This window comes from Vibrio kagoshimensis (assembly GCF_050337535.1).
In the GTDB taxonomy this organism is placed as follows: Bacteria; Pseudomonadota; Gammaproteobacteria; order Enterobacterales; family Vibrionaceae; genus Vibrio; species Vibrio gallaecicus.
Map to the genome: position 1 here is coordinate 74,354 of NZ_JAKJSZ010000022.1, position 18,409 is coordinate 92,762.

At 43.7% G+C, this 18,409-nt stretch carries 35 protein-coding genes; 3 read left to right on the plus strand and 32 right to left on the minus strand.

The genetic code is table 11. The annotated features are described in order from the left end of the window. Positions 1-7 precede the first annotated feature (7 nt). A complete protein-coding gene (locus L4C37_RS18885; RefSeq protein ID WP_429769431.1) occupies positions 8-847 on the plus strand; it encodes a DMT family transporter in 840 nt (279 codons plus the stop codon). A gap of 44 nt (positions 848-891) precedes the next feature. Here L4C37_RS18885 and L4C37_RS18890 read toward each other — a convergent pair whose 3' ends face one another. Further along, positions 892-1,449, minus strand: coding sequence for a LysM-like peptidoglycan-binding domain-containing protein (locus L4C37_RS18890; protein ID WP_273296992.1), 558 nt, complete (start codon positions 1,447-1,449; stop codon positions 892-894). 211 nt (positions 1,450-1,660) lie between these two features. Between L4C37_RS18890 and bamJ the strand changes: the two genes are divergently transcribed. Together bamJ and L4C37_RS18900 are read left to right on the plus strand one after the other, a co-directional pair. After that, positions 1,661-2,281 (plus strand): BamJ family beta-barrel-assembly machinery protein, encoded by a 621-nt coding sequence (gene bamJ / locus L4C37_RS18895; RefSeq protein ID WP_137375143.1) that lies wholly within the window; start codon positions 1,661-1,663, stop codon positions 2,279-2,281. Between the two features lie 116 nt (positions 2,282-2,397). Next, entirely contained in the window at positions 2,398-2,892 is a 495-nt protein-coding gene (locus L4C37_RS18900; protein ID WP_273297273.1) for a DUF2780 domain-containing protein, read from the plus strand. 188 nt (positions 2,893-3,080) lie between these two features. On the opposite strand, the gene rplQ is transcribed toward L4C37_RS18900, so the two are convergent. The 31 genes from rplQ to L4C37_RS19055 form a co-directional block, all read right to left on the minus strand. Next, positions 3,081-3,461, minus strand: coding sequence for a 50S ribosomal protein L17 (gene rplQ, locus L4C37_RS18905; protein WP_004729812.1), 381 nt, complete (start codon positions 3,459-3,461; stop codon positions 3,081-3,083). Positions 3,462-3,485: 24 nt separating this feature from the next. Beyond that, complete coding sequence (locus L4C37_RS18910; protein ID WP_004729813.1) at positions 3,486-4,478, minus strand: DNA-directed RNA polymerase subunit alpha; 993 nt, start codon at positions 4,476-4,478, stop codon at positions 3,486-3,488. A gap of 22 nt (positions 4,479-4,500) precedes the next feature. Next, positions 4,501-5,121, minus strand: a complete 621-nt coding sequence (rpsD, locus tag L4C37_RS18915) for a 30S ribosomal protein S4 (RefSeq protein ID WP_137375141.1) — start codon at positions 5,119-5,121, stop codon at positions 4,501-4,503. A 31-nt stretch (positions 5,122-5,152) separates the two neighbouring features. Beyond that, the gene (rpsK, locus tag L4C37_RS18920) at positions 5,153-5,542 is read right to left on the minus strand and encodes a 30S ribosomal protein S11 (protein WP_004738778.1); all 390 of its coding nucleotides are present in this window, start codon (positions 5,540-5,542) and stop codon (positions 5,153-5,155) included. 19 nt (positions 5,543-5,561) lie between these two features. Then, positions 5,562-5,918, minus strand: coding sequence for a 30S ribosomal protein S13 (rpsM, locus tag L4C37_RS18925; protein WP_004738779.1), 357 nt, complete (start codon positions 5,916-5,918; stop codon positions 5,562-5,564). 148 nt (positions 5,919-6,066) lie between these two features. Then, positions 6,067-6,180, minus strand: coding sequence for a 50S ribosomal protein L36 (gene rpmJ / locus L4C37_RS18930; protein ID WP_000868186.1), 114 nt, complete (start codon positions 6,178-6,180; stop codon positions 6,067-6,069). Positions 6,181-6,219: 39 nt separating this feature from the next. Next, positions 6,220-7,554, minus strand: a complete 1,335-nt coding sequence (gene secY / locus L4C37_RS18935) for a preprotein translocase subunit SecY (protein WP_137375140.1) — start codon at positions 7,552-7,554, stop codon at positions 6,220-6,222. Positions 7,555-7,574: 20 nt separating this feature from the next. Then, positions 7,575-8,009: a 50S ribosomal protein L15 gene (gene rplO / locus L4C37_RS18940; protein ID WP_137375139.1), complete on the minus strand. Its 435-nt coding sequence runs from the start codon at positions 8,007-8,009 to the stop codon at positions 7,575-7,577. Positions 8,010-8,015: 6 nt separating this feature from the next. Continuing rightward, on the minus strand, positions 8,016-8,192 hold the full coding sequence (gene rpmD / locus L4C37_RS18945) for a 50S ribosomal protein L30 (protein ID WP_004736756.1): 177 nt from the start codon (positions 8,190-8,192) through the stop codon (positions 8,016-8,018). Positions 8,193-8,199: 7 nt separating this feature from the next. Continuing rightward, entirely contained in the window at positions 8,200-8,700 is a 501-nt protein-coding gene (gene rpsE, locus L4C37_RS18950) for a 30S ribosomal protein S5 (protein ID WP_137375137.1), read from the minus strand. Positions 8,701-8,714: 14 nt separating this feature from the next. Further along, complete coding sequence (rplR, locus tag L4C37_RS18955) at positions 8,715-9,068, minus strand: 50S ribosomal protein L18 (protein WP_137375136.1); 354 nt, start codon at positions 9,066-9,068, stop codon at positions 8,715-8,717. A 9-nt stretch (positions 9,069-9,077) separates the two neighbouring features. Continuing rightward, positions 9,078-9,611 (minus strand): 50S ribosomal protein L6, encoded by a 534-nt coding sequence (gene rplF / locus L4C37_RS18960; RefSeq protein WP_137375135.1) that lies wholly within the window; start codon positions 9,609-9,611, stop codon positions 9,078-9,080. A 13-nt stretch (positions 9,612-9,624) separates the two neighbouring features. Further along, entirely contained in the window at positions 9,625-10,017 is a 393-nt protein-coding gene (gene rpsH, locus L4C37_RS18965) for a 30S ribosomal protein S8 (RefSeq protein WP_017061309.1), read from the minus strand. Between the two features lie 29 nt (positions 10,018-10,046). Beyond that, positions 10,047-10,352 carry a 30S ribosomal protein S14 gene (rpsN, locus tag L4C37_RS18970; RefSeq protein WP_004738789.1) on the minus strand — a complete coding sequence of 102 codons (306 nt, stop codon included), beginning with the start codon at positions 10,350-10,352 and terminating at the stop codon, positions 10,047-10,049. 17 nt (positions 10,353-10,369) lie between these two features. Next, positions 10,370-10,909, minus strand: coding sequence for a 50S ribosomal protein L5 (gene rplE / locus L4C37_RS18975; RefSeq protein WP_137375134.1), 540 nt, complete (start codon positions 10,907-10,909; stop codon positions 10,370-10,372). A gap of 24 nt (positions 10,910-10,933) precedes the next feature. Next, positions 10,934-11,251 carry a 50S ribosomal protein L24 gene (gene rplX, locus L4C37_RS18980; RefSeq protein ID WP_137375133.1) on the minus strand — a complete coding sequence of 106 codons (318 nt, stop codon included), beginning with the start codon at positions 11,249-11,251 and terminating at the stop codon, positions 10,934-10,936. Positions 11,252-11,262: 11 nt separating this feature from the next. Continuing rightward, positions 11,263-11,634 (minus strand): 50S ribosomal protein L14, encoded by a 372-nt coding sequence (gene rplN / locus L4C37_RS18985; RefSeq protein ID WP_004738793.1) that lies wholly within the window; start codon positions 11,632-11,634, stop codon positions 11,263-11,265. 162 nt (positions 11,635-11,796) lie between these two features. After that, on the minus strand, positions 11,797-12,051 hold the full coding sequence (gene rpsQ, locus L4C37_RS18990; RefSeq protein ID WP_137375132.1) for a 30S ribosomal protein S17: 255 nt from the start codon (positions 12,049-12,051) through the stop codon (positions 11,797-11,799). After that, positions 12,051-12,242: a 50S ribosomal protein L29 gene (gene rpmC, locus L4C37_RS18995; protein WP_004736737.1), complete on the minus strand. Its 192-nt coding sequence runs from the start codon at positions 12,240-12,242 to the stop codon at positions 12,051-12,053. The genes rpsQ and rpmC overlap by 1 nt, the downstream gene beginning before the upstream one ends. Further along, positions 12,242-12,652: a 50S ribosomal protein L16 gene (rplP, locus tag L4C37_RS19000; RefSeq protein ID WP_004736736.1), complete on the minus strand. Its 411-nt coding sequence runs from the start codon at positions 12,650-12,652 to the stop codon at positions 12,242-12,244. Before rplP ends, rpmC begins: the two co-directional genes overlap by 1 nt. Before the next feature lie 11 nt (positions 12,653-12,663). Then, positions 12,664-13,362: a 30S ribosomal protein S3 gene (gene rpsC / locus L4C37_RS19005; RefSeq protein WP_004736734.1), complete on the minus strand. Its 699-nt coding sequence runs from the start codon at positions 13,360-13,362 to the stop codon at positions 12,664-12,666. An 18-nt stretch (positions 13,363-13,380) separates the two neighbouring features. Beyond that, positions 13,381-13,713, minus strand: a complete 333-nt coding sequence (rplV, locus tag L4C37_RS19010; RefSeq protein WP_004736732.1) for a 50S ribosomal protein L22 — start codon at positions 13,711-13,713, stop codon at positions 13,381-13,383. A 10-nt stretch (positions 13,714-13,723) separates the two neighbouring features. Then, positions 13,724-14,002 carry a 30S ribosomal protein S19 gene (gene rpsS, locus L4C37_RS19015; protein ID WP_004736729.1) on the minus strand — a complete coding sequence of 93 codons (279 nt, stop codon included), beginning with the start codon at positions 14,000-14,002 and terminating at the stop codon, positions 13,724-13,726. Between the two features lie 19 nt (positions 14,003-14,021). After that, entirely contained in the window at positions 14,022-14,846 is an 825-nt protein-coding gene (gene rplB, locus L4C37_RS19020; RefSeq protein ID WP_137375131.1) for a 50S ribosomal protein L2, read from the minus strand. A 15-nt stretch (positions 14,847-14,861) separates the two neighbouring features. Then, a complete protein-coding gene (gene rplW / locus L4C37_RS19025; protein ID WP_137375130.1) occupies positions 14,862-15,164 on the minus strand; it encodes a 50S ribosomal protein L23 in 303 nt (100 codons plus the stop codon). Further along, the gene (gene rplD / locus L4C37_RS19030; protein WP_137375129.1) at positions 15,161-15,763 is read right to left on the minus strand and encodes a 50S ribosomal protein L4; all 603 of its coding nucleotides are present in this window, start codon (positions 15,761-15,763) and stop codon (positions 15,161-15,163) included. Before rplD ends, rplW begins: the two co-directional genes overlap by 4 nt. Before the next feature lie 16 nt (positions 15,764-15,779). Next, positions 15,780-16,409 (minus strand): 50S ribosomal protein L3, encoded by a 630-nt coding sequence (gene rplC, locus L4C37_RS19035; protein WP_004736763.1) that lies wholly within the window; start codon positions 16,407-16,409, stop codon positions 15,780-15,782. 14 nt (positions 16,410-16,423) lie between these two features. Next, the gene (rpsJ, locus tag L4C37_RS19040; RefSeq protein ID WP_004736761.1) at positions 16,424-16,735 is read right to left on the minus strand and encodes a 30S ribosomal protein S10; all 312 of its coding nucleotides are present in this window, start codon (positions 16,733-16,735) and stop codon (positions 16,424-16,426) included. A 381-nt stretch (positions 16,736-17,116) separates the two neighbouring features. After that, complete coding sequence (gene bfr, locus L4C37_RS19045; protein ID WP_137375128.1) at positions 17,117-17,599, minus strand: bacterioferritin; 483 nt, start codon at positions 17,597-17,599, stop codon at positions 17,117-17,119. 80 nt (positions 17,600-17,679) lie between these two features. After that, a complete protein-coding gene (locus L4C37_RS19050) occupies positions 17,680-17,868 on the minus strand; it encodes a (2Fe-2S)-binding protein (protein WP_137375127.1) in 189 nt (62 codons plus the stop codon). Between the two features lie 312 nt (positions 17,869-18,180). Next, the coding region (locus L4C37_RS19055) for an EF-Tu C-terminal domain-related protein (protein WP_489686375.1) at positions 18,181-18,409 on the minus strand (229 nt) is incomplete at its 5' end.

An 18,409-nucleotide genomic window follows, 5' to 3' on the forward strand; every position in this document is an offset into this window, starting at 1 on the left:
GGCAACCATGAGTAATATTACAATTGGAATCCTACTTTTGGTTGCAGGGAATTTTTTTGCTTCATTATCAGATGTGGCAGTGAAAGCACTACAAGGTGATGTTCAACCTTTCCAGTACATGTTCATTCGCCAGTTGTTTTCCTTAGTCTTAATCACACCTCTGTGGTTAAAACAATCTAGAACACAAAAGAAACTTCAACAAAAAAGCATTACTTTAATTAGAGCCCACCTCATTCTTATTGGGAGCGGCTGTATGGTAATGGCTATCACTTATTTACCACTAGCGACCGCCAATGCTGTTTTCTATACAGCTCCTCTCTTAATGCTGCCCCTTTCTGCTGTTTTGCTTAATGAGAAGCCAGCTGCAGGGAAAGTTTTAGCCACAATAATCGGTTTTATTGGGGTTTTAATTGTTCTTCGACCATCTCAATTTCATTGGGCGGCGCTATTTGCATTGGGAACAGCATGCACTCTTGCTCTTTTTAATATACTGGTTAGAAAGTTACCCAAAGAGCAAACTGTAATAACCACCTTATGGTGGACAACCATATTATCCTTACCTACCTCGTTTATATTAACCGTTGGGTATTGGCAGCCAATCAGTCATACCAATATTGCCTTTATAGCTTTGAGTGCAGCACTGATTTTAGGCTACAACGGGCTGGCGGTATTAGCTTATAAAAAGGCGCATTCAAGCGAAATTGCCCTAGCGGAATATTCAGGACTTATCTTTGTTGCATTATTCGGGGTGCTTTGGTTTGATGAAATACCAGACTGGATAACATTGATTGGCATTCTTTTGATTGTGCTTCCACTCACTCCATTTAAAAAACGAAAAAAGAGCTAACAATTAGCTCTTCTTTAAATTCAATGCGGCAGTCAATAATAATTTTATTTACTACGACCAAACCCCCCATCAGATAAACGGAAAAACATCACTGACGATGTCCCCTTCTCTAACTGAAGTATATCTAATTGACCAGATTCCTGTAGTTTGAATCGTACCAACTGACCTTTTCTGATTTGACTAAGCGGCTTATCTTGACCTTCAATTTTGACGAGAGCGTTGAGATCAGCTTGAGACAACTTATTATTTCTAAATACTTGGGCAAGCGTATCACCCTGCTGTACTAAATATTCACGCCAATCATTTGATTGAAGTGGTTGCTGCTTAGCTCCTGCTTGTTCACTCAAACCTACAGTACTAATCTCTAATTCAACTCGACTGGTAGCTTCTTGCGGATCTTTTGAAGCTTCTGGAACCGGAATGAAGAACAAAATAATAACAATGGGAGCAAGAACTAAGAGTAGCTTTCGATGCAATGACGGCAATAATGCCCAAAAAGCGGCAATGCGATTTCGCACTTGAGAGACGTCAACTGCACTTAGCTTATCTTTAATGGAAGCTAAATGATCAACTTTCTGCTTTTTTTTCTGACGACGATTCATACTATTCCGCCTTTTAAATGAATAACTACAGTATAAAAAGCAATTCGCACTGAGTATAGTTCTTTCCACCATAACAAGAACTAGGTACATAAATTTACAGTCAATGTGATTCGGTAGCCAAACGTAACCGGAATTGACCAAGCCAACCGTTTCTTCATGCTCTCAATACTGGTATTCTTACCTTTTTAGTAATGATAAAAGAGTGACATTCATGTCTGAAGTAAAATTTGAAACTGTAGAGCAAAAAGCAAGCTACGGCATCGGCCTACAAATGGGTCAACAACTAGCAGGTTCTGGTCTTGAAGGCCTAAACGTTGACGCTATCGCAGCTGGTATCGCAACGGCTCTTACTGGCGATATGCCAGCTATTGAGATTGACGAGATCAACAATGCACTACAAGAACTTCACACTCGTGGTGAAGCAGCTCGTCAAGAACTAGCTAAAGTTGCAGCTGCCGACGGTGAAGCTTTCCTTACTGATAACGCTCTACGTTCAGAAGTAACAGTTCTTGAGTCTGGTCTTCAATACGAAGTACTAACTGAAGGTACTGGTGAAGTTCCAACGTCTGACAAACAAGTACGTGTTCACTACCACGGCGAGCTAACAGACGGTACTGTTTTTGATAGTTCAGTATCTCGCGGTCAACCAGCAGAATTCCCAGTAACTGGCGTAATTCAAGGTTGGGTTGAAGCTCTACAACTAATGCCTGTAGGTTCTAAGTGGAAACTATACATTCCACAAGACCTAGCATACGGTGAGCGCGGCGCAGGTGCTGCAATCCCACCATTTGCGGCTCTAGTATTTGAAGTTGAGCTTCTAGCAATTCTGTAGTTAAAACAGACTGCTACAAGTAATAAAGTTAAAATAATGCAACGGTGATGTGACAACATCGCCGTTTTTCGTTTATAGTGGTGATGTTTAATTACTTTATTACTTAAGGACGAATAATGAAGAAAGTACTTATTACTGCACTATGCAGCTTAGCAGTTACCTCATGTGCAAGCACTTCTGATTCATCGACCCCATCAATTACATCTGGTATTGATTATTCTCAACTAAGCCAAACAGCATTAATGGCTGCCGTGGACATGTGGGCTCAGCAGAATGAAAGTTCATCACTCGCAGACACATTAGCAAAAGAAACTTCAGTTACTGGAGAGCAAGCACTAGGTGGTGTAGGTTCTCTTCTTGCATTAGCTCAAAATTCACTAAGCACATCTGACTCTCAAGAGTTATCTTCATTGATTCCAGGCGCTTCAACACTAGAAAGCTCAGGTTTAACATCTTTGCTTCAATCAAAAGGAGCAGTTGAAAGTGCGTTTAGCAGCTTAGGTATGGATCCATCTCTTGTCACTACTTTCGCACCAATCATCCTTCAAGTTTTACAAACACAAGGTGCAAGTAGTTCACTATTAAGCTCTTTAGGTTCGATCTGGCAATAAGTCGTTAAAGAAAGAACAAGAAATCAAAGGGCACTATAAGTGCTCTTTTTTATAGCGTTATGTAACTAGCCTGAATTCACAGAGTTAACTGGTAAACTAGATATCTTTTCGGATAATAAACTAAGTGATTACAGACGCAAAAAAGCCGAGCTAATGCTCGGCTTTTTGTATTAAGAATCTAGTATAGATTACTCAGCAGCTTCTTCAGCAGCTGGGCGGTCTACAAGCTCAATGTAAGCCATTGGAGCTTTATCACCAGTACGGAAACCACATTTAAGAATGCGAGTGTAACCACCTTGGCGAGCCGCGAAACGCGGGCCTAGTTCATTAAATAGTTTTGCAACAACTTCGTTATCACGAGTGCGTGCAAATGCAAGACGACGGTTAGCAACACTGTCTGTCTTAGCTAGGGTAATCAATGGCTCAATTACGCGACGTAGTTCTTTTGCTTTAGGCACGGTAGTTTTAATAACTTCGTGACGAACAAGAGAGCTAGCCATGTTGCTGAACATCGCTTTGCGATGACTGCTGTTGCGGTTGAGTTGACGACCACTTTTACGATGGCGCATGACCTAATCCTTCTAACTTTTCGATTAATCTTCAGCGATTGACGCTGGTGGCCAGTTTTCTAGACGCATGCCTAGAGAAAGACCACGTGAAGCAAGCACATCTTTAATCTCTGTAAGAGATTTCTTACCAAGGTTTGGCGTTTTAAGTAGCTCAACCTCAGTGCGCTGTACAAGATCACCGATGTAGTGAATCGCTTCTGCTTTCAAACAGTTAGCAGAGCGAACTGTTAGTTCAAGATCGTCTACAGGACGCAGTAGGATAGGATCGAATTCTGGCTTCTCTTCCTTCTCCTCAGGTACACGTACATCACGAAGATCTACGAACGCATCCAATTGTTCAGCTAAAATTGTAGCTGCACGACGGATTGCTTCCTCAGGTTCAAGAGTACCGTTCGTTTCCATATCGATAACAAGCTTATCCAAATCTGTACGTTGTTCTACACGTGCAGCTTCTACAGCATAGGCGATTTTATCAACCGGGCTGTAAGTAGCGTCAACGAGTAGACGACCGATTGGACGCTCATCTTCTTCAGTATGGATACGAGCTGAAGCTGGAACGTAACCACGACCACGTTCAACTTTGATACGCATAGCGATCTCAGCGTTGTCATCCGTTAGGTGACAAATAACGTGCTCAGGGTTAGCGATCTCTACATCACCATCGTGGGTGATGTCACCTGCAACAACAGGGCCTGAGCCTGATTTATTCAGTGTAATAAACACTTCATCTTTGCCTTCAGCAACGCGTACAGCCAAACCTTTAAGGTTTAAAAGGATTTCTAGGATATCTTCCTGAACGCCTTCTTTAGTACTGTATTCGTGTAGCACACCTTCAATTTCAACTTCTGTTACGGCACAACCCGGCATAGAAGATAGAAGAATGCGGCGAAGAGCATTACCTAGAGTGTGGCCGAAACCGCGCTCTAATGGCTCAAGAGTTACTTTCGCGTGTGTCGTATTGATCTGTTCAATGTCAACAAGACGCGGCTTAAGAAATTCTGTTACAGAACCCTGCATTGTGTCCTCTCTTTTTTTAACCTTACTTAGAGTAAAGTTCGACGATCAAGTGTTCATTGATGTCAGCTGATAGATCAGAACGTTCAGGCATACGCTTGAATGTACCTTCCATTTTGCCAGCATCTACTTCAATCCAAGTTGGCTTTTCACGTTGTTCAGCAACTTCTAGAGCAGCTTTAATACGAGATTGCTGTTTAGCTTTCTCGCGAATAGATACAACGTCATTTGCCGCTACTTTGAAAGAAGGAACGTTTACAACTTTACCGTTAACTAGGATAGACTTGTGGCTAACTAGTTGACGAGATTCAGCGCGAGTAGCACCAAAACCCATACGGTAAACTACGTTATCAAGACGACCTTCAAGAAGCTGAAGTAGGTTTGCACCTGTGTTGCCTTTAAGACGTGCAGCTTCTTTGTAGTAGTTACGGAATTGCTTTTCTAGAACGCCGTAGATACGACGAACTTTTTGCTTCTCACGAAGCTGAACGCCATACTCAGATAGACGACCGCGACGAGCGCCGTGTACACCTGGTGCGTTATCAATTTTACACTTGGTCTCGATCGCACGGACACCAGACTTAAGAAATAAGTCAGTACCTTCGCGACGGCTAAGCTTAAGCTTAGGGCCCAAATATCTTGCCATGATCTTTCTCCAATATTCCTAGAAACGAAACTTAAACGCGACGTTTCTTAGGTGGACGACAACCGTTATGAGGGATTGGTGTCGCATCAACAATGTTAGTGATACGGAAACCAGCAGCGTTCAGTGCACGAACAGTAGATTCGCGACCTGGACCTGGACCCTTAACCATAACTTCCAAGTTCTTTAGGCCATATTCTTTAGCCATTTCACCACAACGCTCAGCTGCAACTTGTGCTGCGAACGGAGTAGATTTACGAGAACCACGGAAACCTGAACCACCTGCTGTAGCCCATGCAAGAGCATTGCCTTGACGGTCAGTGATAGTTACGATTGTGTTGTTGAAAGAAGCATGGATGTGCGCTACGCCATCAGCTACTTGCTTGCGTACGCGCTTACGCGCGCGAGTTGGTTGTTTTGCCATTGTACTCTACCTTATCCGACTATTTCTTGATCGGCTTGCGCGGACCCTTACGGGTGCGAGCGTTGGTTTTAGTACGCTGTCCACGTAGTGGTAGACTGCGACGATGACGAAGACCGCGGTAACAGCCAAGGTCCATAAGACGCTTGATGTTCATCGATACTTCACGACGTAGATCACCTTCTACAGTGTATTTAGCTACACCATCACGCAGTTGATCGATCTGCTCTTCAGTTAGTTCACTGATCTTAGCATCTTCAGCAATACCCACTTCAGCTAGAATAGCTTGAGAGCGAGTTTTACCAATACCGTAGATTGCAGTTAATGCAATTACAGAATGCTTATGATCAGGAATGTTAATGCCGGCTATACGGGCCATTATTCACTCCTAAGGGGTTCATAAAAGAATTATCCGCAGCAAAGCCCGTTATGGATACGCTGCGGCATACTACTTCTTTTGCACGCAAAAGGTAGGCCGAGAAATATACTCGACTCTACCTTGTATTTCAAGTAAAAATTTCTGCTAATTAGCCTTGGCGTTGCTTATGCTTTGGCTCACTGCAAATCACGCGAACGACACCGTTACGCTTGATAACTTTACAGTTACGGCAGATTTTTTTAACGGAAGCACGAACTTTCATTGCTAAACTCCGTAAATGGAATTGAAATGTTACTGTCGATTAACGACCGTAGCCTTTCAAATTCGCTTTCTTTAACACAGAATCATACTGTTGTGACATCAGATGAGTCTGTACCTGTGCCATGAAATCCATGATAACTACCACTACGATTAGTAGTGAAGTGCCGCCAAAGTAGAAACGAACGTTCCACGCGACCATCATGAACTCAGGAATCAGACATATAAAAGTAATGTATAGAGCACCTGCAAGGGTTAATCTAGTCATCACTTTATCGATATATTTCGCTGTCTGCTCACCTGGGCGGATACCGGGTACGAATGCACCAGACTTCTTCAAGTTATCTGCTGTTTCGCGAGGGTTAAATACCAACGCTGTATAAAAGAAACAGAAGAAAATAATCGCTGCTGCATAAAGCATTACATACAAAGGCTGACCAGGGCTAAGAGCCAAAGACACATCAGTTAACCAACCGAATGCGCTGCTCTCACCATTTTGACCAAACCACTGCGCTAATGTTCCTGGGAACAAAATAATACTAGATGCAAAAATTGCTGGTATTACGCCTGCCATATTAATTTTAAGAGGCAAGTGTGAACTTTGTGCTGCAAAAACCTTACGACCTTGTTGACGCTTTGCATAGTTAACGACGATACGACGTTGACCACGCTCCATGAAAACTACGAAGTAGATTACAGCAAAAGATAATACCGCAATAAACAGTAGAAGAAGTACGTGCAATTCACCTTGACGCGCTTGCTCGATTGTTTGACCGATTGCTGAAGGCAATCCAGCAACAATACCTGCAAAAATCAGAATGGAAATACCATTACCGATTCCTCGCTCAGTGATTTGTTCACCTAACCACATTAAAAACATGGTACCAGTTACTAAACTCACGGTAGCAATTAGCGTAAACATGGTTTGGTTGATAACAACCAGATTATCGACCATGTTTGGTAAGCCAGTTGCAATACCAATAGCTTGGAATGTTGCAAGTACAAGCGTGCCGTAGCGTGTATATTGGCTTATCTTACGACGGCCTGCTTCACCCTCTTTCTTGAGTTCCGCTAACGCTGGATGAACTACAGTTAGCAATTGGACAACAATAGATGCCGAAATATACGGCATAATGCCCAATGCTAATATAGATGCACGCTCAAGAGCACCACCGGAGAACATGTTAAACATTTCTACGATGGTACCTTTTTGCTGTTCGAACAAATCGGCAAGTACAGCCGCGTCAATACCAGGGATCGGCACAAAAGAGCCGGCTCGGAATACTAAAAGTGCACCAATTACGAATAATAAGCGCGACTTTAGTTCACTTAAGCCGCTCTGAGCACTACGAAAATCTTGTCCTGGTTTCTTAGCCATCTGTACCTCGTTCCTCGAGATTATTCCTCGATTTTGCCGCCTGCAGCTTCGATTGCAGCTTTAGCGCCTTTAGACACGCGTAGACCTTTAACAGTCACAGCTTTACTAAGGTCACCAGAAAGAACGATTTTTACAAATTCAATGTTCTTAGTGATAACGTTAGCAGCTTTAAGGCTGTTAAGATCAACTACGTCACCTGTTACTTTCGCTAGCTCAGCTAGACGAACTTCAGCAGACACTAGGCTCTTACGAGAAGTGAAACCGAATTTAGGTAGACGTTGTTTTAGAGGCATTTGACCGCCTTCAAAACCTGGACGAACAGAGCCGCCAGAACGTGACTTTTGGCCTTTATGACCACGGCCAGCAGTTTTGCCAAGGCCAGAACCGATACCACGACCTACACGCTTCTTAGAAGGTTTAGAGCCAGCAGCCGGTGATAGAGTATTCAAACGCATTTCTGATTACTCCTCAATCTTAACCATGTAGTAAACCTTGTTGATCATACCGCGTACGCACGGAGTATCTTCAAGTTCTACTGTATGGTTGATGCGACGAAGACCTAAACCTTTAAGACACGCTTTGTGCTTAGGTAGGCGACCAATTGAGCTTTTAGTTTGAGTTACTTTAATAGTTGCCATCGTGTTCTTACTCCGAAATAGATTCAACAGTTAGACCACGTTTAGCAGCAACCATTTCTGGTGACTTAACGTCTGCTAGAGCACCAATCGTTGCGCGAACAACGTTGATAGGGTTCGTTGAACCGTATGCTTTAGAAAGTACGTTATGTACGCCTGCAACTTCAAGTACAGCACGCATTGCGCCACCGGCGATTACACCTGTACCTTCTGCAGCTGGCTGCATGTAAACTTTAGAGCCCGAATGACGACCTTTCACCGGGTGGTGAAGTGTGCCTTCGTTAAGTGCAACTGTAACCATGTTACGGCGCGCTTTTTCCATTGCTTTTTGAATCGCAGCAGGTACTTCACGAGCTTTGCCGTAACCGAAACCTACGCGACCATTACCGTCACCAACTACAGTTAGTGCAGTAAAGCTCATGATTCGACCACCTTTAACCGTCTTAGATACACGGTTAACTGCGATTAGCTTTTCTTGCAAATCATTAGCTTGTTGTTGTTCTTTAGCCATCTTCCAACCCTACCTTAGAATTTCAGACCAGCTTCGCGAGCAGAATCTGCTAGCGCCGCTACTCGACCGTGGTATTGGAAACCAGAACGATCAAATGCAACTGAAGCTACGCCTTTTTCAAGAGCGCGCTCAGCAACAGCTTTACCAACTGCTGCAGCTGCATCGATGTTACCAGTACTCTTCACTTGCTCACGGATCGCTTTTTCTACAGTAGAAGCTGCGGCGATAACCTCAGAGCCATTAGATGCGATAACTTGAGCGTACACATGGCGTGGAGTACGATGTACTACCAAGCGAGTTGCACCAAGTTCTGCAATCTTACGACGTGCGCGTGTAGCACGACGGATGCGAGATGCTTTCTTATCCATAGTGTTACCTTACTTCTTCTTAGCTTCTTTAGTACGCACATTTTCATCTGCGTAACGAACACCTTTACCTTTATAAGGCTCAGGTTCACGGTAAGAACGAATGTCAGCCGCAACTTGACCAACTAATTGCTTATCGCAACCAGTAATAACGATCTCAGTTTGGCTAGGGCACTCTGCTTTAATACCTTCAGGTAGAGCGTGCTCTACTGGATGTGAGAAGCCAAGAGTAAGGCCTACAGCGTTGCCTTTCATAGCAGCACGGTAACCTACACCTTTAAGAGTTAGCTTCTTAGTAAAGCCCTGAGTAACACCAACAACCATGTTGTTAACAAGTGCACGAGCAGTACCTGCTTGTGCCCAAGCGTTAGCAACACCTTCGCGTGGACCGAAAGTTAGGTTGTTTTCTTCCTGTGCAATCACTACTGCGTTGTTTAGAACGCGAGTTAGCTCACCTTTGTCACCTTTTACAGTGATTTCTTGGCCGTTTAGTTTCACCTCTACGCCAGCTGGAATAGCGACAGGTGCTTTAGCAACACGAGACATAATCTACTCCTTATTAAGCTACGTAACAGATGATTTCACCGCCAAGACCTGCCTTGCGAGCAGCACGGTCAGACATCAGACCCTTGGAAGTTGAAACAACAGCAATACCAAGACCACCCATCACAGTCGGTAGCGAGTCTTTATTTTTATAAACTCGAAGACCTGGACGTGATACACGTTTGATTTGCTCGATTACAGGTTTAGCTTGGAAGTACTTAAGAGTAACTTCTAGCTCAGGTTTTGCTTCGCTGTTAACAGCGAAGTCTACGATGTAACCTTCAGCTTTAAGTAATGCAGCAATTGCAACTTTAAGCTTTGAAGAAGGCATTTTTACAGCAACTTTGTTTGCTGCCTGACCGTTACGAACGCGGGTCAGCATATCCGAAATCGGATCTTGCATGCTCATAAGATATACTCCAAATGATTAAGTGGCAATTACCAGCTAGCCTTACGAAGACCCGGAATCTCGCCTTTCATGCAAGCTTCGCGAACCTTAATACGGCTTAGACCGAATTTACGTAGGTAACCGTGTGGACGACCAGTTTGGTTGCAACGGTTGCGCTGACGTGATGCACTTGAATCACGCGGAAGGGATTGCAGTTTAAGAACCGCATTCCAACGATCTTCTTCAGATGCGTTAACATCGCTAATGATAACTTTTAGCGCAGAACGCTTTTCAGCGAATTTTGCTACTAGTTTCGCACGTTTAGCTTCACGTGCTTTCATTGATTGTTTAGCCATAACAGTAACCCTACACCCTATTTACGGAATGGGAAGTTAAAGGCAGCCAGCAGAGCTCGGCCTTCCTCATCGGAACCAGCGGTTGTCGTGATAGTGATATCAAGACCGCGGATACGATCGACTTTATCGTAGTCGATTTCCGGAAAGATGATTTGCTCGCGAACGCCCATGCTGTAGTTACCGCGTCCGTCAAAAGACTTAGCGCTAACACCACGGAAATCTCGTACACGTGGAAGAGCAATAGAGATTAAACGCTCTAAAAATTCCCACATGCGCTCACCACGCAAGGTTACTTTACAACCAATTGGGTAGCCTTCACGAATTTTGAAACCAGCTACAGATTTACGAGCTTTCGTGATAAGTGGCTTTTGACCAGAGATCGTTGCCATATCAGATGCTGCGTTTTCTAGCAGTTTCTTATCGTTGATTGCTTCACCAACGCCCATGTTTAGGGTGATTTTATCAATCCTAGGGACTTGCATGACGCTTGTGTAGCTGAACTCTTTGGTAAGCTCAGCGACTACAGACGACTTGTAGTAATCATGCAGTTTCGCCATAGTAGAACTCCAAATTACTTCTAATTAGTTAGAAACGATTTCGCCGTTAGATTTAAAGAAACGAACTTTCTTACCATCTTCAATACGGAAACCGATGCGGTCTGCTTTACCAGTAGCCGCGTTGAAAACTGCAACGTTAGAAGCATCAATTGCTGCTTCTTGTTCAACGATGCCGCCTTGTTGACCTAGAGCCGGTACAGGCTTTTGGTGTTTTTTAACAAGGTTGATGCCTTCAACGATAACTTTACCAGTTGTCAGAACCTTAGTTACTTTACCTTTCTTGCCTTTATCTTTACCAGCAAGAATGATTACTTCGTCGTTACGACGGATTTTAGCTGCCATGTTGCCGCTCCTTACAGAACTTCAGGTGCTAGTGACACAATCTTCATGAATTTCGCATTACGAAGTTCACGAGTCACAGGACCAAAGATACGTGTGCCGACTGGTTGCTCAGTAGTGTCATTTAACAATACACAAGCATTACTGTCGAAGCGAATGACAGAACCGTCTGGGCGACGAACGCCTTTACGGGTGCGCACTACTACCGCCTTCAGAACATCACCTTTTTTTACTTTACCGCGAGGAATTGCTTCTTTCACTGTAACCTTGATGATGTCACCGATATGTGCATAACGGCGGTGAGAGCCACCCAGGACCTTAATACACATTACCTTGCGCGCACCAGAGTTATCTGCAGCGTCAAGTGTACTTTGCATTTGGATCATTGTTAGTGCTCCGCTATATGTTTAAAACTAGACCCTCTCGGGTCGGGCTGCCTCTTTAAAAGGGACGCGAATTGTACCACCCTTTTTTTCAATTGGGTAGACAAAAAACAAGCGGCTCCAAAAAAACTTTGGAGCCGCTTATAAGTCATAGCTTTACGATGATTAAATCTTCGCTTTTGCTATAACTTTAACCAATGTCCAAGACTTAGTCTTAGACAGAGGACGACACTCAGCGATTTCAACTTTGTCGCCTAGGCCACAAATGTTGTCTTCGTCGTGTGCGTGTACTTTGGTCGTGCGTTTGATGAACTTACCGTAAATTGGGTGTTTTACAGTGCGCTCAATAGCAACTACGATAGACTTGTCCATCTTGTCACTTACTACACGGCCTTGCTGGATGCGGTTAGTCTCGCTCATTATGCGCCTGCCTTTTCAGTCAAAACAGTTTTCACACGTGCGATATCACGGCGTACAGCTTTTAGAGTATGAGTTTGCTGAAGTTGACCAGTAGCAGCTTGCATGCGCAAGTTGAACTGTTCACGTAGCAAATTCAATAGCTCAGCATTAAGCTCTTCAACGTTTTTCTCGCGTAGATCTTGTGCTTTCATCACATCACCTGCTTAGTTACAAAAGTAGTTTTAACAGGCAGTTTACGCGCCGCTAGGCGGAACGCTTCACGTGCCAACTCTTCAGGTACGCCATTCATCTCGTACATAACCTTGCCAGGTTGGATTTGAGCAACCCAGTACGCAACTGAACCTTTACCTTTACCTTGACGAACTTCAAGAGGCTTTTCAGTAATAGGCTTGTCTGGGAACACACGGATCCAGATTTGACCTTGACGTTTAATGTGACGTGTCATAGCACGACGTGCCGCTTCGATTTGACGTGCAGTCAGGCGACCACGGCCAACAGCTTTAAGACCGAATTCGCCGAAGCTTACTTCAGTACCTTTAGCTAGACCACGGTTACGACCAGTCATAACCTTGCGGAACTTAGTACGTTTTGGTTGTAGCATCGTTCGACTCCTTACTTACGGCCTTTACGCTGCTTCTTAGGCTTATCGCCTTTAGGCTCTACTGCGTTAGCAGCTGGCATACCGCCTAGAATCTCACCTTTGAAGATCCAAACTTTAATGCCGATCACACCGTATTGAGTGTGAGCCGAAGAAGTTGCGTAATCAATGTCTGCACGTAGAGTGTGTAGAGGCACACGGCCTTCACGGTACCACTCTGAACGTGCGATTTCAGCGCCGCCTAGACGGCCACCTACTTGTACTTTGATGCCTTTAGCGCCTAGACGCATAGCATTTTGTACCGCACGCTTCATTGCACGACGGAACATAACACGACGCTCTAGTTGAGACGCGATGCTATCAGCTACAAGCTGACCATCTAGCTCAGGTTTACGTACTTCAGCGATGTTAATTTGCGCTGGTACACCTGCGATTTTAGCTACAGCTGCGCGTAGCTTCTCTACGTCTTCACCTTTCTTACCGATAACAACGCCAGGACGAGCAGTGTGAATAGTCACACGGATGCTCTTAGCTGGACGCTCGATAACGATACGAGATAATGATGCTTTTTGTAGTTCCTTTGTAAGGAACTGACGTACCTTGAAGTCGCCGTCTAGGTTGTCAGCGAATTCGTTGGTATTAGCAAACCATGTAGCATTCCAAGGCTTGACGATGCCAAGACGAATACCATTAGGATGTACTTTCTGACCCATTGCTTACTCTCCTAGTCTTTAGCGATCTGCTACAACAATAGTGATGTGGCTTGAACGCTTCAAGATACGATCCGCACGACCTTTAGCACGAGGCATAATGCGCTTCATGATAGGGCCCTCATCTACGAAGATTTTAGCGACATTTAGATCGTCGATATCTGCACCTTCGTTATGTTCCGCGTTAGCGATAGCTGACTCAAGAACTTTCTTAACTAAAACAGCAGCTTTTTTGTTGCTGAAAGTTAGAATTTCTAGAGCTTGGTCTACCGACTTACCGCGAATTTGGTCTGCAACTAAGCGAGCTTTCTGTGGAGAAATACGAGCAAAGTTATGTTTAGCTAAAGCTTCCATCATCTACTCCTTATTTCTTCTTAGCTTTCTTATCTGCAGCATGACCGCGATAAGTACGAGTTGGTGCAAATTCGCCCAGTTTGTGACCGATCATTTCTTCGGTAACGAAAACTGGAACGTGCTGACGACCATTATGGACAGCGATGGTCAAACCAATCATTGTTGGGATGATCATTGAGCGACGGGACCAAGTCTTAATAGGCTTTTTGTCTCCGCTTTCCACCGCTTTCTCTACCTTCTTCAGCAAGTGTAGGTCAATAAAAGGACCTTTCTTGAGAGAACGTGGCATGGCGATTCCTCTTTATAAATTATTTAGTGCGACGACGTACGATGTACTTGTCAGTGCGCTTGTTCTTACGAGTCTTGAAGCCCTTAGTAGGAACGCCCCAAGGAGAAACTGGGTGACGACCACCAGATGTGCGGCCTTCACCACCACCATGTGGGTGATCCACCGGGTTCATTACTACACCACGTACGGTTGGACGTACGCCGCGCCAGCGTGAAGCACCAGCTTTACCAAGTTCACGTAGCATATGCTCAGAGTTACCAACTTCACCGATCGTTGCACGACCTTCAGAAAGTACTTTGCGCATTTCACCAGAACGTAGACGGATAGTTACGTATGCACCATCGCGAGCGATGATTTGAGCATAAGCACCAGCCGAACGAGCTAGTTGAGCACCTTTACCAGGCTTAAGTTCAACACAGTGTACAGTAGAACCTACTGGGATGTTGCGCATCGGCAGAGTGTTACCTGCTTTGATTGCCGCATCTACACCAGATTGGATCTGATCACCTGCTTGAACACCTTTTGGTGCAATGATGTAACGACGCTCACCGTCTGCGTACAGAACTAGAGCGATGTTAGCACTACGGTTTGGATCGTATTCTAGACGCTCAACTTTCGCTGGGATACCATCTTTAGTACGCTTAAAGTCAACAACACGGTAATGGTGCTTGTGACCACCACCAATGTGACGTACTGTAATACGACCGTTGTTGTTACGACCGCCATTCTTAGAGTTTTTCTCTAAAAGTGGAGCGTATGGCTTACCCTTGTGTAGGTCAGCGTTAACAACTTTAACGACGTGACGACGACCAGGGGAAGTCGGCTTACATTTAACAATAGCCATTTTTAACTACTCCTGTTATTCCGCACCGCCAGCGAAGTCAAGATCTTGACCTTCTTTCAAAGTAACGTAGGCTTTCTTAACGTCTGAACGACGGCCTTCACGCATACCTTGACGCTTAGTCTTACCCTTAAGAACAAGAGTATTTACAGATTTAACTTCAACTTCGAATAGCTTTTCTACAGCTGCTTTGATCTCTTTCTTAGTTGCATCTTTAGCTACTTTGAAAACGATAGTGTTCGCTTTCTCAGCCGCCATAGTTGCTTTTTCAGAGATGTGTGGAGCACGTAGAACTTTTAGTAGACGCTCTTCAGTGATCATGCCAGCATCTCCTCAACTTGCTTAACTGCGTCAGCAGTCATTAGAACCTTGTTGAATGCAATTAGAGATACTGGATCAATACCAGCAACATCACGTGCATCAACTTTATATAGGTTACGAGCAGCTAAGAATAGATTCTCATCTACTTCGCCAGTTACAATCAGAACGTCGCTTAACTCAAGTTCATTAAGTTTAGCTACTAATTCTTTTGTTTTTGGTGCTTCTACAGAGAAGTTATCAACAACGATTAAACGCTCTTGACGAACTAGCTCAGACAGAATGCTCTTCATAGCACCGCGGTACATTTTTTTGTTTACTTTTTGGCTGTGATCTTGTGGTTTCGCAGCAAAAGTAACACCACCTGTACGCCAGATTGGGCTACGAATTGTACCAGCACGTGCACGGCCAGTACCTTTTTGGCGCCATGGCTTAGCACCGCCGCCTGATACTTCAGAACGAGTCTTTTGAGCACGAGTACCTTGACGAGCACCTGCTGCGTATGCAACAACTACTTGGTGTACTAGAGCTTCGTTAAAGTCACGTCCGAAAGTAGTCTCGGAAACAGTTAGTGCATCAGCACCTTTAACTATCAATTCCATTACTTACTCCTAGACGTTATGCTTTAACAGCAGGTTTTACGATCACGTTACCGCCTGTTGAGCCTGGTACTGCACCTTTAATAAGAAGCAGATTGCGCTCAGCGTCAACACGTACGATCTCTAGGTTTTGAGTCGTAACACGCTCAGCACCCATGTGACCTGCCATTTTCTTGCCTTTAAACACGCGACCTGGAGTTTGACATTGGCCAATTGAACCCGGTGCACGGTGAGACAAAGAGTTACCGTGAGTCATATCTTGAGTAGAGAAGTTCCAACGCTTGATAGCGCCTTGGAAGCCTTTACCTTTAGATGTACCAGTAACGTCTACTTTTTTAATTTCATTGAAAAGTTCTACGTTTAGCTCAGCGCCAACTTCAAACTCTTCACCGTTTTCTAAACGGAATTCCCAAAGACCGCGGCCTGCTTCAACACCAGCTTTCGCAAAGTGACCAGCTTCAGGCTTAGTTACACGGTTAGCTTTCTTAGCACCAGTAGTTACTTGGATTGCTGCGTAGCCGTCTGTCTCAAGAGTTTTAACTTGAGAAATACGGTTCGCTTCAACCTCAACAACAGTTACTGGGATAGAAACGCCTTCTTCAGTAAATACGCGGGTCATACCCACTTTACGTCCGACTAGACCAATCATTATTCTTATCTCCCTTAACCTAGGCTGATTTGAACATCAACGCCAGCAGCAAGATCAAGACGCATTAGAGCATCAACAGTTTTGTCTGTTGGCTCAACGATGTCGATCAAACGCTTGTGAGTACGAATTTCGTACTGGTCACGTGCATCTTTGTTGACGTGTGGAGAGGTAAGAACAGTGAAACGCTCTTTACGAGTAGGTAGTGGAATAGGACCACGAACCTGTGCGCCGGTACGTTTTGCTGTTTCAACGATTTCCGCAGTTGAAGCATCGATTAACTTGTAATCGAAAGCTTTAAGGCGGATACGAATACGTTGGTTCTGCATGAGACAGAGCTCCAATAATAATTAATTACACAAACAATATCGCCACTCAAGCTCGAAAAGACGAGAGAATGCCGATTGATTTATGTGAAACCGTAGCATCCAAAATTAGGACGCATTGTCAGTTAACTTTTTAAGTTTTTCTCAAGAGAGAACAACTATTTATATTAACCGCGAACATAAGCTGAGTATACATTACCAGGCTTCGCCTGCTCCTCATCGCTTATTGGTTCACAACCAGCGTTAGCCAGTGCGATGCATTATACAGATCACATAATAGGTTGCAAGTAGTGTTTGAAAATTAATCGAGAGGTTTTCAGCAGAGTATTTTTTAGGAAGAAATGAATCGGTTCTTAGTTTTGACTAAGAACCGCTGTTTTGCTTTTATGCATCGTCTTCATCAACATATTGCGCTTGTAGATAGTTTTCTATACCTGTTAATTTTATTAGACCGAGCTGTGTTTCCAGCCAATCGACATGTTCTTCTTCATCTTCTAGGATATCTTGGAATAGATCACGAGAAACATAGTCATGCGTGTCTTCAGCGTATGCAATTGCATTCTTTAAATCTGGAATTGCTTTCATCTCAACATCTAGATCACTTTCTAACATTTCCTTGGTATCTTCACCAATATTTAATTTCCCTAAGTCTTGTAAGTTTGGAAGACCTTCAAGAAAGAGTATACGTTCTATTAAGTGGTCAGCATGTTTCATTTCATCGATAGACTCATGATACTCTTTATCTGCGAGATGTTTTAATCCCCAGTCTTTGTACATTCTTGCATGTAGGAAATATTGATTGATGGCAACAAGCTCATTACCTAGGATTTTGTTGAGATGTTGAATAATGATTGGATCACCTTTCATAGCACAGCCCTCCTCTTTGGCTCTTCTAACTGTAGAACCAATTCGAGAACTGTCAAAAAGTTAGTATTAAGCTTTAGCGACTAACTTGCCTGTTTGAACAGGTCTTTTGCGAATTCATTGATAATCTCTTTTGCTGGTCGTACACACTTACCACATTGGCTACCTAGTGCCGTACATTTTTTTAGCCCTCTAATATCAGTAATGCCTTCTTCGACAACGAGCTTACGAATTGTTTTATCCGACACGCCATGACACAAACAAACGAACATATAATTTTCCAGAAACTTGCTTAATTACAAATATAAAAAGTAATCATTCTTATTACCAGTTCTATTTGAGGTAATTCTAGAACATTTTGTTATAGGAGAATGACAAAGCACTAGATTGGAAGTAATGCGCTAAGGGATGAGCATAAAGGGAAATTTTTAAGCAACTGTATCTATTGGCAGTATTTACTAGACAGCAAAAAAAAGTGTTCTGTTTTACTTATAACTAAAATACAAAAAGGGAAGCCGAAGCTCCCCTTTTTCAGATGCGTGCTCTTCTATTCTAATGAAGAGTGTACAAAAATCTAAATGCTATTAAGCGAAGATTTTAGCTACAACACCAGCACCAACTGTACGACCACCTTCGCGGATTGCGAAACGTAGACCTTCGTCCATTGCGATTGGAGCGATTAGCTCAACAGTCATTTGAACGTTGTCACCTGGCATTACCATTTCTACGCCTTCAGGTAGAGTGATATCGCCTGTTACGTCAGTTGTACGGAAGTAGAACTGTGGACGGTAACCCTTGAAGAAAGGAGTGTGA